The 13,668-nt window shown below is 71.3% G+C and carries 10 protein-coding genes; 5 read left to right on the top strand and 5 right to left on the bottom strand.

Annotated features, from left to right (window positions below; genetic code table 11):
- Positions 1 to 10: 10 nt before the first annotated feature.
- Complete coding sequence (locus AC1ROC_RS02690) at positions 11 to 913, top strand: ADP-dependent NAD(P)H-hydrate dehydratase (RefSeq protein ID WP_492998907.1); 903 nt, start codon at positions 11 to 13, stop codon at positions 911 to 913.
- Positions 914 to 942: 29 nt separating this feature from the next.
- On the opposite strand, the gene AC1ROC_RS02685 is transcribed toward AC1ROC_RS02690, so the two are convergent.
- The 4 genes from AC1ROC_RS02685 to AC1ROC_RS02670 all read right to left on the bottom strand — a co-directional run bounded on the left by AC1ROC_RS02685 (position 943) and on the right by AC1ROC_RS02670 (position 2,885).
- On the bottom strand, positions 943 to 1,524 hold the full coding sequence (locus AC1ROC_RS02685) for an isochorismatase family protein (RefSeq protein ID WP_085370816.1): 582 nt from the start codon (positions 1,522 to 1,524) through the stop codon (positions 943 to 945).
- Between the two features lie 41 nt (positions 1,525 to 1,565).
- Positions 1,566 to 1,760: a multidrug transporter gene (locus AC1ROC_RS02680; protein WP_492997929.1), complete on the bottom strand. Its 195-nt coding sequence runs from the start codon at positions 1,758 to 1,760 to the stop codon at positions 1,566 to 1,568.
- Between the two features lie 91 nt (positions 1,761 to 1,851).
- Positions 1,852 to 2,490, bottom strand: a complete 639-nt coding sequence (locus tag AC1ROC_RS02675; RefSeq protein WP_492997928.1) for a GyrI-like domain-containing protein — start codon at positions 2,488 to 2,490, stop codon at positions 1,852 to 1,854.
- Positions 2,487 to 2,885, bottom strand: a complete 399-nt coding sequence (locus AC1ROC_RS02670; protein WP_085370813.1) for a hypothetical protein — start codon at positions 2,883 to 2,885, stop codon at positions 2,487 to 2,489. Before AC1ROC_RS02670 ends, AC1ROC_RS02675 begins: the two co-directional genes overlap by 4 nt.
- A 271-nt stretch (positions 2,886 to 3,156) precedes the next feature.
- Here AC1ROC_RS02670 and AC1ROC_RS02665 point away from each other — a divergent pair, with 271 nt between their 5' ends.
- Complete coding sequence (locus tag AC1ROC_RS02665; protein ID WP_492997926.1) at positions 3,157 to 4,761, top strand: ABC-F family ATP-binding cassette domain-containing protein; 1,605 nt, start codon at positions 3,157 to 3,159, stop codon at positions 4,759 to 4,761.
- A gap of 2 nt (positions 4,762 to 4,763) precedes the next feature.
- Here the strand turns inward: AC1ROC_RS02665 and AC1ROC_RS02660 are convergent, their stop codons facing one another.
- Positions 4,764 to 5,309, bottom strand: coding sequence for a putative immunity protein (locus tag AC1ROC_RS02660; protein WP_492997924.1), 546 nt, complete (start codon positions 5,307 to 5,309; stop codon positions 4,764 to 4,766).
- 377 nt (positions 5,310 to 5,686) lie between these two features.
- Between AC1ROC_RS02660 and AC1ROC_RS02655 the strand changes: the two genes are divergently transcribed.
- The 3 genes from AC1ROC_RS02655 (at position 5,687) to AC1ROC_RS02645 (ending at position 13,658) form a co-directional block, all read left to right on the top strand.
- A complete protein-coding gene (locus AC1ROC_RS02655; RefSeq protein ID WP_247597069.1) occupies positions 5,687 to 6,343 on the top strand; it encodes a hypothetical protein in 657 nt (218 codons plus the stop codon).
- Between the two features lie 176 nt (positions 6,344 to 6,519).
- Entirely contained in the window at positions 6,520 to 13,455 is a 6,936-nt protein-coding gene (locus tag AC1ROC_RS02650) for a DUF5979 domain-containing protein (protein ID WP_492997922.1), read from the top strand.
- Positions 13,452 to 13,658, top strand: coding sequence for a hypothetical protein (locus AC1ROC_RS02645; protein WP_168689439.1), 207 nt, complete (start codon positions 13,452 to 13,454; stop codon positions 13,656 to 13,658). Before AC1ROC_RS02650 ends, AC1ROC_RS02645 begins: the two co-directional genes overlap by 4 nt.
- The last annotated feature ends 10 nt before the right edge of the window (positions 13,659 to 13,668 follow it).

Below are 13,668 nucleotides of genomic sequence, written 5' to 3'. Positions count from 1 at the left end.
GCGGGGAGGCATGGCGGGCACGGGTGGCACAGCGGCTACAGCTGTCGAAGTGGATGCGGTGTACCTGCGTCGCTGGGAGCTCCCTGCCCCCGGCGCGTCGAAGCAGTCCCGCGGAGACGTGGTGGTGGTCGGCGGTGCCGAACGCTCGCCGGGCGCTGCCCTGCTGGCGGGGCGCGCATCCCTGCGGGTCGGCGCCGGCCGGCTGACGCTCGCGGTCGGGGAGTCCTCGGCCACGGCGGTGGCTGTCGCCCTGCCGGAGTGCGGGATCGTGCCGCTCGCGGAGAAGGCGGACGGCTCAGTGCGCGGCCGGTCGGTCGCGGCGGCCGCAGCAGACCTGGGCGGTGCCGACGCCGTGCTGGTAGGACCCGGCCTCGACGACATCGGCGAAACGAAACGGATGCTGACGACACTCGCCGGTGTCGTCTCCCGCGACGCGACCCTGGTGCTCGACGCGTACGCCCTCGGCGCCCTGGCGGTGGCCGGACGGAAGGTCCTTCGCGGGTTCGGCCGCGGCGCGCGCATCCTGACGCCCAACCTCGACGAGGCGGCGCTCCTGCTCGGACGCCCGCTGGACGACCAGCCGGCCGACCTGCTCCGCATCGCTCGGCGCTACCGCGCCGTCGTCACTTGCCACGGCTGGATCGCCGACCCCGACGGCACGATCCTGCACGTCCGCGACGGCGGACCGGGGCTCGGCACGTCGGGCAGCGGGGATGCGCTGGCCGGCGCGATCGCCGGGCTCGCGGCCCGGGGCTGCGGTCCGCTGCAGGCGGCGGCGTGGGGCACGTACCTGCACGCGGCGGCAGGGGAGTCGCTGGCGCGGGAGGTGGCGGCGCTCGGGTTCCTCGCAAGCGAGATCGTGGAACAGCTGCCGCGGGAACTGGCGGCGGTGGAGGACAGGGTGGGGGAGTAGCGGCGCCGCGCATCCGCCCCTGCCGGCGGCTACGCCCGCGTGCTCGCGAGCAGCTCGATGACCTCCGCCGTCGTGCCCGTCTCGCCGATTCGTGGGAACACGCTGCTCACCACGTGGTCGTGCGCCTCCGCGCTCCTGTCCGACATCGCGTCGGTGGCGAGGGTGACGTTGTAGCCGAACTCGTGCGCCTGCCGCGCGGTGGATTCGACGCCCGCGCTGGTCGCGATCCCGGCGATCACCACCTGCGTCACGCCCTCGGAGCGCAGGTACGCATCCAGATCGGTGGCGGTGAACGCACCCCAGGTGCGCTTGGTGACCACGTGGTCGCTCTCGGTGCGGTGCAGCTCCGACACGAATTCGAGCGCGTCGGCCGGGCGCTCGCCCATCGGGCTCTGGGCCTGGGCGCCGGGCTGCGCCTCGATGCGGCCGGGAGCGCGCCCCGCCACGTTCACCAGCACCACCGGAAGTCCGTAAGCGCGGAACGCGTCGGCGAGCGCCCCCGCGTTGGCGAAGACCTCCTCGACCGGGTGGGCGACGTGGTATGCGCGGATCGCGTTCTGCAGGTCGACCACGATGAGTGCGGTGCGGGTGTCGATGGTGCTGATGGTCATGCGTGGGGCCTTCCGGACGGGACTTCGAGCCTACGCCCGCGTCAGCCCCGTTCTGTGTCGGGCTTCCCCGGCCGCGCGTTCGCGTCGTCCCTGATGTCGATCCTGGTGACGCCGGGCTCCGGCTCCTCGGTGCTGATGCGCGGCTTCGCGGCCTCCTCGGTGGACTTCGGGGCCGTGGTCAGCTGGTCCTCGCGCTTCTCCGCTGGCGACAGCTCGTCCGCCGGGTCTGCAGGCATGGGTCTCTCCTCTGGTCGATGGGTGGGGGAGTCGGCTCGAACGGTATGCGGGAACGGGAGGAGACGCAAGGCCGCCCGGCCGCAGACCGCCTCAGCTCGGGATGCTCGGGATGCTCGGGATGCGCGCGACCGGCTGCCGCAGGATGGTCCGCAGCTTCTCCGGCGCCGTCCGCCGCGCGTCGCTCAGGTAGATCTCGTGGTGAAGGCCGACCATGCGCATCCCGTTGGCCGGCACGAACTCCGTGTGCAGCGCATCCAGCACGGGCGCCTCGTCGTCGTACGAGCCGACGTGCAGCGTCTGGACGCAGAGCCCCTCGTCCAGCCACTCCGCCCGCACCGCGTCGATCGCCGCGCCGCCCACCGAGCGGGCCACTGCGGAGCGGGCGGCGTCGAGATGCTCGTCGGTGATCCAGCCCGGGATGAGGTTCAGGAGCGTCCACGACCAGAGCGACTTGTCCCTGCCGGTGGTGAACGCTGCAGGATCGTCGGCCCACCAGAGCCCTTCGAGCGGCATCACCGTGTAGTCCTCGCCGAGCTCGTTCTTGCTGAAGAACTTGAGCTTGTACGCGAACGGGTAGAGCGCTGCGAGTGCCGCCTGGTATGCGGGGGCCGTGTTCGGGTCCCCGTGGCCGTCGACCATGAGATAGCGCAACGGGGGAACGGTGACGACGTCGAACCGTCCGCGTGGGGCGCTGTAGCTGGCGAGCTCCTTCCGGAGATCATGCTTCACGGCGTAGCGGAGGTGAAGCCGTCGGGGAACGACACCGTGCGGTCTGGTCCCATCGGACGGAGGCCGTCCGGCAGCGGGAACCCGACCGTGTACTCGACCAACGGGGCGTTCATGTCGCCCCAGTCGTCCTTCTTCACCCGGATGGCGTCGGTCGACACCTCGGTGATGCGCACGCGCAGCCAGCGGCCGTCGTCGAGGCGCAATTCGAACGGGTCGGCCAGGTAGCCGATGCCGAGCGCATCCAGGTGCTCCTCGGCGTCAAGCCAGTCGACAACGCCGGTCACCCGGCGGCCGAGCAGGTCGACGGCGACGAAGCCGTCGCCGTCCTGGTCCATCCAGCCGAGCAGTTCGCCGTCGGAGCGGCGGTGCTCGATCCAGGTCTCCTGAACGCTCATCGGCCCACCATACAAGGTGCCTGCCATGGGCAGAGATACCGTTACAGCGGACGCTGTGCTGATCCCCGAAATCGACAGAGCCTAGCCACCGACTTCTCGGTGGCGGCCCCGCAGCAGCGTCAGCGCGCAGCCCTCGGCAGGGGAGTCCTCTGCAGGGCAGCGCCGACGTGCGACGCCGTCGAACCCGCACACCGGCGATCCGCCGGGACGCGGGCAGGTTTCTGATCATTCCGCTCCCGTATCCCGTTGAGCGCGCACTTCTAGGGGATCCATGTCCAACGCATCCATCGTCCTGTCCACCCTCTCGTTCTCCTGGCCGGACGGCGAGCCGGCCATCGCCGGCGTCACCGGCAGCTTCGGCTCCGGCCGCACCGGCCTCGTCGGCGACAACGGAGCGGGCAAGTCCACGCTCCTGCGGCTCATCGCCGGCGAGCTCACACCCACAAGCGGCAGCATCAGCACCACCGGAGACGTCGGCTATCTCGCGCAGTCCGTCACTTGGCGGGATGCGACGACGCTGGCCGACCTGCTCGGCATCGCGCCCATCGTCAGCGCCCTGCGCGCCATCGAGAGCGGCGACGTCGACGAGCGGCACTTCGACACCGTCGGCGACGACTGGGACATCGAGTCCCGCGCCGACGAGCAGCTGCGCCGCCTCGGCTTCAGCTCCGCCGACCTCGACCGCAGCGTCGGCACGCTCTCCGGCGGCGAGGTCATGCTGATCGCCATCGCCGGCCTCCGCGTGCGGCACCTGCCGATCACGCTGCTCGACGAGCCGAGCAACAACCTCGACCGCGACGCCAAACGGATGCTCGCCGACCTGCTCGACACCTGGCCGGGCACCCTCGTGGTCGTCAGCCACGACCTCGACCTGCTCGACCGGATGGATCAGACGGCCGAACTCTACGACGGCAGGCTCACCGTGTTCGGCGGCCCGTACAGCCAGTGGAAGGAGAACCTCGACCGGCAGCAGGCGGCCGCCGTGCTCGCTGCCCAGGCGGCGGAGCACGCCGTGAAGGCGGAACACCGCCAGCGCGCAGAGGCGGAGAGCAAGCTCGCCAAGCGGGCGCGAACGGCGAAGACCGCGAACGAGAACAAGAAGGGGTCGAAGATCCTGATGAACGGGCTGGCGTCCCGGGCGGAGAACTCCGCGGGCAAACTGCGCGCCGGGCTCGACGACAAGCTGGACGCCGCGAAGGCGAACAGAGAGGCGGCGGCGGCGCGTATCCGGCCCGACCAGAAGATCAGCCTGCAGCTGCCCGACCCGGATGTGCCCTCCGGCCGACGCATCGGTGAACTGCACGGCACAGACCGCACGATCATCGTGCAGGGTCCGGAGCGCATCGCGATCGTCGGCGCGAACGGTGTTGGAAAGACGACGCTGCTCGAGAACCTGGTCGCCGGACGCGCCTCTGAGTCCGGCCGGGCCGGCGGGGTGCTGCACACCGACAGGGTCGGTTATCTCAGCCAGCGGCTCACCGGACTCGACGAGTCGCGCAGCGTGCTCGACACCCTGCGTGCGGTGGCGCCCCAGGTTCCGGATGCGCAGCTCCGCAACCAGCTCGGCCGCCTGCTGGTCTCCGGCAGCGACGTGAACCGTGCGGTCGGCACGCTCTCCGGCGGCGAGCGGTTCCGGGTGTCGCTCGCCCGGCTGCTGTTCGCCGACCCTCCCGCTCAGTTGCTGGTGCTGGACGAGCCGACGAACAACCTCGACCTGGTGAGCGTCGACCAGCTGGTGGCGGCGCTCACCGCCTACCGCGGCGCGGTGCTGGTGGTGAGTCACGACGACCGGTTCCTGGCGCGGCTCGGGCTGACGGAGGTGCTGGAGCTCGGGTCGGCGGGCGAGTTGCGGCGCGTGGAGGTGGCCGCGGGCTGAGGTCAGTCCCCGGCGCCCACCGCCACCGCAGCCTGCAGCCGCCGGATGACTTCGCCGCGCAGGCCGGAGGCGAGCAGCCCGGGCCCGAGCGGCCCGGCGGAGTCGTGGCCGAGCGGGGGCAGGGCCGCGAGGGCGGCCCTCGCCTCCCCGCTCAGCCGCGCGAGCTGCCAGGCGATCTCGGCGTCGAGCGCATCCGGTCGTTCCGGTGCGGCGAGCGCCGCCGCCGTGGCCGCGTACGCCGCGGCGCCGAGGGCGTGCGCGCCCATGTGCGCGACCCCGGCCGCTTGCGCTGCCGCCCGCGCGGCGGCGACCGCGGAGGGCGAGCTGACCGCCTTCGCCGCGCGACCCGCCACGAACCGGCGACGGATCTCCTCCGCGGCCCCGAGCTCGCCGCGCGCGAACGCCCTGGTTCTGGCGATCGCATCCCGGGCCCGGTCGTCGTCGGGCGCCTCCGCCTCGAACAGCGGCAGCACCCGCTCCGCGCAGTCAGCGGCCCACACCGCGACGAGACGGCGGTCCTCTTCACTCAGCGACTGCGGCGACGGCATACCGCCACCCTTTCACACCGGCCGCTGGCGCGTCCGCTCGAGAGTAGTTCACGCGGAGAACGCGCGCGACGCGCCGCCTGTTTCTCCGCCCGAACGGAGAACCGCGAGCAACCGGGCCGTTCATCCGTCCTCACCAAGGCGCGGCAGCGGACGCCGCCGTCTCCGTTCCAGCGGACACGCGGTCGCGCGGCGGTCCGGACTCCGCTTGTGCGGAGAGTACAGCGGCGTGTCGCCCTACGACTCCGCCGTTATGGCTCACACACCAGCACCCTGGACCGCGGAAACCGTTTGACCGTACGCTGTCATCCACGTGAGCTTCACGCGCTGAGCGCATCCAGGACCTGTTCGATCTCGAACACTCGAGAAGGGGGAGCACGATGGAGGAGCCGAGCGGCGCCGTGACCGGGGAGGCACCGCCGCAGCGGGTGGGGAGGAGGCGCCGGCCGACCGTCGACACCATCGCCGTCATCGTTCTCTCCACGGTCGCCGTGCTCACGGCGTGGTGCGGTTTCGAGTCCTCGAAGTGGGGCGGGGAGATGTCCATCGCGTTCAGCCAGGCGTCGAGCGCCAGGGTGCAGGCCGGCGACTATGCCAGCCAGGCACGGGATGCGCGGGCGCTCGACCAGGGCGTCTTCGAACAGTGGGTGCTCGCCGACGCCCGCGGCGACACCCAGCTGGTCGACTACATCGAGGCGCGGTTCTCGCCGGAGTTCGCCGTCGCCTTCGACGCCTGGACCGCTGAGGGACGCGTCGATCGTGGGCCGTTCGTCCGGTCCGACTACGTTCCTCCCGGCACGGCGGAGGCCAAGAAGCTCAACGACCGCGCCGACGAGCGCTACAACGCCGCACTGACGGACAACGCGCGCGGAGACAACTACTCGCTGCTCACGGTCATGTTCGCGCTGGTGCTCTTCCTCGCCGCCATGTCGCAGCGCGCCATCCCGCGCACGGGGCGCCTGGTCCTGATCGGCACGGCCATCGCCTTCGCCCTGTTCGGCGTCGTGCTTCTCGCCACCTTTCCGATCCGGATCTGACCGGTCCCGAATCCGCTGGGGTGGAAAGAGGGGTCTAGAGGGTTTCTGTACATCCTCGTATAGTTCGGAGCGCGTGACGAAGCGAATGGGGATTCGGTGTCATGATGCGCTCGGCGAGACGATCAGGGGCAGGTCGGCTGGCTGGAGGTGCGCTTGCTGCGCTCCTCGTTCTCGCGATGATCCCCGTCGCCGCGGCCCCCGCCGCCGCGGAAGGGCCGAGTGAGGTCACGCTCACCAAGACGGCGTCGGCGACGACCGTCGCGCCGGGGGAGACGTTCACCTACACCCTCGAAGTCGGCTGCTCGGCCGTGGACATCGGCACCGGATGCACGAACGCGACCCTCACGGATTCGGTCCCCGGCGCGTTCGAGGTCGTCAGCGTGTCCGTCGGCACCGGGCTGTCCGCCGAGACCCCGCAGGTGTCCGGTCAGGACGTCACGGTGGTCTTCAATTCGCCGCTGGACGATCCGCCCGGCGCCATCGGGCTGCCGGCGTCGGCCACCGGCGTCGTGACCATCACCGTCCGGGCGCGGGACGACCTGCCGTTCGAGGCGAGTGGCATCCCGGTCCCGAACTCCGCGGAGCTCACGGCGACCAACCAGCTGGCACCGGCTGATTCGACTGCGAGCGTCACCCCGATCGTGCCCCTCGACCTCGCGACGACGGCGAGTAAATCGTTCGACCCGACCGGCGCTCCCGCCGACCCCGGCACCCCGACGACGCTGACGCTCACCGGCACGAACACGTCCAATGCCGGCGTCGACAGCATCGTACTGACCGATCCGCCCGACCCGACGGCGACTCCCAATCCGTTCGACCACCTCGCGCTGGACTCGCTCGGCACCGTGACGTTCCCTGCTCCCGCCGATCAGGTGCAGGTCGATGTCTGGGACGGCACGCAGTGGGTGCTCGGCACCCCGGGACCGACCGCCGTGCTTCCGGGCGGCGTCCCGGCCGACGGCGTCTCCGGGGTGAGGATCACGTTCAGCAACTCGGCGGGCGAGCCGATCCCCGCAGATGCCAGCGGGTCCGTGGAGGTGAACCTGGTGCAGCGGCCGGACGTCGCCGACCTCACCGCTGCGTTCGTGGTCGACAACACCGTGCAGAGCGAGGTGACGCACGGCACGGACACCGCGACCGGCACCGCCTCCGCCGACTACACGATCCAGTCCAGCGTCGTCACGGTCGCCGCGACGAAGTCGTTCAATCCGAACCCGATCGTCGCCGGAGACCCGACGACGGTCACGATCGGCGGCACCAACCAGAGCGCCGTCCCGCTGACGGAGCTGAGCTTCACCGAGCCGACACTGACCGGCGCGGATCCCTTCGCAGACGGTTTCCCCGCCGGGACGTCGTTCGCCGGGTTCACGAGCGGCGTGGAGTGGCCGGACGGTGCCACCGGTGTGAGCGTCCACTATTACTACGCGGGCGGCACGGACGAGGTGCTCACCTCGACGACGCCGGACAGCATCCCGGCCCCCGACCCGGCGAAATCCGTCGCGCGGTTCTCCGTCACGTTCACGGGCACCCTCCCTCCCGGCGCGAGCGCGAGCATCCCGTTCACCCTCGACACCGACGCGGGGATCACCACGGATTCGACCACGATCAGCAACAGCCAGACGGTCGATGGGACGTCGGCGTCCGGCACGACCGGGACGGCGGCGGCCACCGCCGATCTCACGGTCTACACCTCGCGGCTCGACACGACGATCGGCAAGGTGATCAGCCCGAACGAGATCGCGTCGTCCGCCGGAGAGTTCGTGACGGTGCAGCTGCCCGCCTCCACCAGCCCGTTCCCGCAATCGACCGTGGATGCGACCACCATCGTCGTGCAGGACCCTCCCGGCGACCCGCCGGCGCTCACCGACTGGTGGAACCACTTCGACGCGACGGCGATCACGCAGACGGCCGTTCCCGCCGGCTCGACGCTGACCATCCAGTACTGGGACGGGACACAGTGGGTCGACCTGCCCGGTGCGGTCGGCATCGCGGGGCCGACAGTGTTCTCGATGGACATCCCGGCCGACCTGCAGGACGACATCCAGGGCCTGCGCTTCGTCTACACCGCACCGGATGGATTCCCCCCTGGCACCACCGTTCAGCCCAACGTGACGATGTCGTTGCGCGACCAGCTCCGCGATGGCAGCGGTCCCGCGACCGGCACCGACGAGACGATCGAGAACTGCGCGGCGTCCTCGGCGACAGGGGTCGGCGGCGAATCGGCATCGGCCGTGATCCCGTCGCCGTGCCCCGTCGTCGACCTGATCGCCGGAGGACTTCCTGGAGGCGACGACTTCCTCACCAAGAGCTGGGCGGCCCCGAAGGTGCTCACGGCCAGGAGCGAGGCGCAGACGACGGCCACCCTCGACTGGTCGACCGGCGGCAGGGCGAACCTGGGCACGATGGTGATCTCCGACCCGTCCGACCCGGCGACCACCGCACTGTCCGACTCGGTGTTTAACGCCTTCGACCTCGTCGGGATCCCGGCGATCACCGCAGCGCAGGACCCGCATCTGATCTACGACCAGGTCACCTCCGTTCAGCTCTACAACGGCACGGCCTGGGTCGACGCGGCGAACGACCCCTGCCCCGCCGCCTGCATCGGCACCTTCCCCGGCCTGACCCTCACCGCCGCCGAACAGGCGTCGACGGTCGGGATGCGGATGACGTACGCCGAGAGCCCCGATCGCGCGAGCGCATCGGCCGGCGACCCGACGGCGCCGCCGGTCGGCTCCGGCGTCGCCCGCTCCACGGGCAACGACCGCGCCATCGTGCTCACCTTCCAATTGCGCGACGAGGTCAGGGCGCCCGTCACCACGCCGGACCCCGTCATCGCGACGCGCCTCTACAACACGGGCACAGCGGGGGAGATCGAGAACACCGCCCGGGCAACCGGCACGTCGTCGGTCGACGGCTCGACGGTCACGGACACCGCCGCCGACATCGTGCGGCTCCTGGACGTCCCCCTCAACGTCACCCTGAGCAAGACGTGGGAGGGCGGTCCGCTCGGTGTTCCGCAGGCCGGCGTCGACCCCGCCCTGTACCCGTCCGGCCGGATCACCCTGGTCGCCACCAACACCACGGCGGCCAGCGTCGACAACCTGACCATCAGCGATCCGGCGCCCGGCAGCGCATCGACCCCGTTCGAGGTCTTCGACCTCGTGAAGTTCGAGAGCGTCGGAGTCCCCGCCGGGGCCACCGCCTCGACCGTGGAGCTGACGACGGCCGGGGGAGTGACCACCGGATACTCGATCGCCGACGCGCTCGCGTTGACACCGGCCCAGCTCGCGGACGTGGTGTCGCTGCGGGTCGTCCACACCGGGCGCATCCAAGCCGGCGAGGCGTCGACGGTCGTCTTCGACACCCGGTTGCGCGCGACGGCGCGCACGTCGGGGGATCCGGTGACCGCCGCGGAGTTCTCGCCGGTCGAGAACGTCGCCCAGGCGGGCGTGAGCGACGAGGGCGGCGCCGCGGGCGGCAGCCCGACCACCAACGCCTCCGGGTCGATCGAACTCGCCGACGGCGTCCTGACCGTCGCCACCTCGAAGACCATCGTCCCCGCTCAGCAGACGGAGCCGGACGATTCTCCGGTCACGGTCACGATGTCCGGTCAGCCAGGGGGCACGGTCCGGGCGAGGCGCATCACCCTGTCCGACGCCTCCGGCACGTTCTGGAACGCGTTCGACTTCCTGGGCTTCTCCACCCCGCTCGCTCTGACGGCCCCGATCGACCGGGTCCAGATCGACGTGTGCACCGGCCGCTCCTTCGCCGACCCGACCGCCGACTGCGTGGCCGACGGCGGCACCTGGATCCTCGGTGTGCGCCAGACGGAGGCAGACGCCAACGCGTCACCACTCCCCGCCGGGGTGACCGCAGACCAGGTGGAGGGCATCCGCTTCGTCTTCACCCAGCTGGACGGCGACCTCCTGCAGCCGTCTCCGCTGCAGACCGTCGCGATCAGCGCGCAACGCCGCGCCGACCTCCGCTCGGGCGGACAGGTGCCGAGCGACCTCTCCACGAACGCTCCAGCGCCCGGGGAGAGCGCGGCCGGCACCTTCACGAACACGGTCGACGCGCTGGCGGAGGGCACCTTCGAAACGGGAGGCCCTCCGTATACGGCTACGGATTCGAGCACCGCGACCGTGCAGTACCTGCACGCCACCAGCGCGGTGCAGGTGTCCAAGTCGCCCGCCGGCGTGCAGCAACCGGGCACGGTCATCCCGTACACCCTCACCGTGACAAACACCGGCGCCATCGCCGTCACCGACCCGGTGATCACCGACCAGCTGCCCACCGACGCCGTTGGACCGCTCCTAGTCTTCGACCCGTTCGCCGACCCGGGGACGAGCCCGTACAGCTACGCCCTGGCCGGGGCGGCACCCGCACCCCCGAGCGGACCTCCGATGCCCACCGACCCCGCCGACGTGGATGCGACCGTCAGCCAGGCCGGGGCGCGCATCCAGTTCACCTTCCCGCCGGGGACGGTGCTCGAAGTCGGTCAGACGTACACGATCACGATCGCGCTGATGTTCCGCACAGGGCTCGCGGCCGGTACGAACGTGACGAACACGCTGAGCGTCACCGGCGACCGTCCGTTCGACAGCTGCGGCGGCACCCTGGACCCCGCCACCGGGGCCTGCTCGACCGACACCACCGTCACCGTCGAGACCGCCGGCGCGCTCCGCGGCATCAAGGGCGTCCGCGCCACGGACACCGAGCTGGGCGTGGAGTCCACCAACCCGGCCGTCACCTGCGTTCCCGACGCCGACGGCTTCTACGCCGGACCGTGCGTCCCGATCACCAAGCCGGGCGGCACCGAGGTGTGGCGGCTCAACCTGATCAACACCGGCACGCTTCCGATGGACAGGATGGTGGCGATCGACAAGCTGCCGACGCCGGGAGACACCGGGGTGCTGACCCCGCTGCCCCGCGGCTCGGAGTTCCGGCCGACATACACCGGCAGTGCGGTGCTCGCCTCTGCACCGCCCGGCGCGACCCTCGCGCAGTACTACACGACGGACGCCGCTCCGTGCACCGACGACCTGTCGACGACGGGCGTCGCGTGCCCGCCCGGAGCGTGGACGCCCTGGGATGCGGCGGTCGACCCGACGACCGTGACCGGGCTGAAGTTCGTCGTCACGTTCGATCCGACCATCGCGCCGGGCGGCGCCATCGCGATCGACGTCACGACCAGGACCCCCGCCGTGCCTCCGACAGGGCTCGACGACCCGATCGCCTGGAACACCGTCGGCGTCGCAGGCCGGGTGCTCGTCGGCGCCACCCCGACCGTGACCGCGCAGACGGAGGGCAACAAGGTGGGCGTCGCCCTCGCGACCGGCCCGGTCTCCGTGATCAAGCAGGTGACCGGCGCCGGCGCAGGCTACGCGCCGGCCACCTTCACCGGCGAGCTCCGCTGCGTGTCGGCGGGCGTCGCTCTCGACCCGATCCCCGTCACCCTCACGCCCGGCACCCCTGTGACCGTCGACGATCTGCCTTGGGGGGCCGAGTGCACCGTCGTCGAGGACGACGCCGGCCAGACCTCCGGCACCGCGACCCAGGTCGTCGTCGGCACAGACACCGACCCCGTCCCGGTGATCTCGGTGACGAACGTGTACGACCTCGCCGGTCTGGTCGTGGTCAAGAGCGTCGATTCGAGCGCGGTCGATCAGGACGGCACCCCCATCGCGTACGGCCCGTTCACGGTCACGGTCGACTGCACCTTCCTCGGCGCCGCCGTGTACGCCGACGGCTACGGACCGCTGCGGCCGATGACGGCCGACCTGAGCGACGGGGAAGCCCTCACCCTCAGCGGGCTCCCGGCCGGCGCCTCCTGCGTGGTGACGGAGACCGACGCCAAGGGCGCTGCCTCGACCACGACGACCACGGTCACCTCCGGAGGAACCACCGGCCCGACCGCTGGCGACAGCGCGACGGTCGTGCTGACCCCGGATGCCGGGACGGACCCGACCTCGACAGTGACCGTCACGAACACGTTCGGCGTCGGCGCGATTCGCCTCGTCAAGGTGGTCGACGGCGCGGGCGGAGCGGCGTTCGGCGCCGGCCCCTTCGTGCTGCGCGTGTCGTGCACGCTCGACGACGCATCCGGATCGCGGAGCACCTGGGACGGAGACGTCACCCTCGGCGGCACGCAGCCGCTCCAGAAGGTCGTCGCCGGGATCGCGGCCGGCTCCGTGTGCGCCGTGACGGAGCCGGGCGCCGGGGGAGCGAACGCGTCCGTCGTCTCACCGGGCGAGGTCACCGTCGGCTCGGGCGACACGGTCACCGTGACCGCCACCAACACGTTCCTCACCGGGGCGATCCACGTCGACAAGGTGCGCACGGGGGACGGGGCCGACTTGTACGGCGCCGGACCGTTCACCGTGGCGCTGGCCTGCGTGCATCCGGTGGACGGGGTGCCGACTCCCGTGGTCGTTCCGGGCGGAGCGACGAGGACGCTCAGCGCGGACACCGCGTACTCCGCGGACTACGAGCTGCTTCCCGCCGACGCCGTCTGCCTTCTGCGCGAGACAGGAGCAGCGGGGGCGACGTCGACTCAGGTGCTCGACGAGAACGGCGAACCGGCCGGCCCGACCCTGGTCGTGGCGGGGGAGACGGTGACGCTGAACGTCGTCAACACGTTCGACGTCGGCTCGCTGACTGTGCACAAGGTCATCGCCGGCGACGGGGCGGCGGAACGCGGCGGTGGCTCCTTCGTCGTCCATCTGAGCTGCACCGCCGCCATCGACGGGATGCCGGCGCCGGTCGCGATCCCCGGCGGCCCCGACCGCACGCTCTCGCGCTCCACATCGCTGACGGCCGAGTACACGGACCTTCCGGCGGGAGCGACCTGCCGGGTCACCGAGAGCTCCGACGGCGGAGCGGACCGCACCACGATCACCCCGAACGACGGTGACGGCTCGGTCGGGGTGGTCACCGTCGGCGACGCCGTGCCCGTGGACATCACTGTCACCAACACGTTCGACCCCGCCGCTCCGGCGCTCTCCGACACCGGTTCCGACACGCTCCCGGTCGCCATCCTGGCGCTCGCGCTGCTCGGTGCCGGGCTACTGATCCGCAGAAGACACGACCGTGACGCTCGGGAGGAACGATGACGGAATTCGAGATCCCGCTGGGGAATGCGCCCCGCTGCGGCGAGAACATCCACCTGGTGCGGTGGACCAGGAGCGCCGACGGGTGGGCGGCAGAGACGCTGCTCGCCACCTATGTGTCGAGCACGCACGACGAGTGGGTGGTCGACCAGTCCGGTCAAGAGCGTCGCCTCTGCCGACCGGAGTGGGCGTTGTTCGCCCTGTGAGCCGTTCCCC

This window comes from Leifsonia sp. GW821-FHT13C05 (assembly GCF_058806515.1).
This window is presented reverse-complemented; position numbering and strand designations above follow the sequence as displayed.

Bases quoted from the DNA above. Each gene is read 5' to 3' on its own strand.
- AC1ROC_RS02660 (WP_492997924.1), bottom strand. From the start codon at position 5,309: ATGCCGTCGCCGCAGTCGCTGAGTGAAGAGGACCGCCGTCTCGTCGCG.
- AC1ROC_RS02670 (WP_085370813.1), bottom strand. From the start codon at position 2,885: ATGAGCGTTCAGGAGACCTGGATCGAGCACCGCCGCTCCGACGGCGAA.
- AC1ROC_RS02685 (WP_085370816.1), bottom strand. From the start codon at position 1,524: ATGACCATCAGCACCATCGACACCCGCACCGCACTCATCGTGGTCGAC.
- AC1ROC_RS02690 (WP_492998907.1), top strand. From the start codon at position 11: ATGGCGGGCACGGGTGGCACAGCGGCTACAGCTGTCGAAGTGGATGCG.
- AC1ROC_RS02645 (WP_168689439.1), top strand. From the start codon at position 13,452: ATGACGGAATTCGAGATCCCGCTGGGGAATGCGCCCCGCTGCGGCGAG.
- AC1ROC_RS02655 (WP_247597069.1), top strand. From the start codon at position 5,687: ATGGAGGAGCCGAGCGGCGCCGTGACCGGGGAGGCACCGCCGCAGCGG.
- AC1ROC_RS02650 (WP_492997922.1), top strand. From the start codon at position 6,520: ATGATCCCCGTCGCCGCGGCCCCCGCCGCCGCGGAAGGGCCGAGTGAG.
- AC1ROC_RS02680 (WP_492997929.1), bottom strand. From the start codon at position 1,760: ATGCCTGCAGACCCGGCGGACGAGCTGTCGCCAGCGGAGAAGCGCGAG.
- AC1ROC_RS02665 (WP_492997926.1), top strand. From the start codon at position 3,157: ATGTCCAACGCATCCATCGTCCTGTCCACCCTCTCGTTCTCCTGGCCG.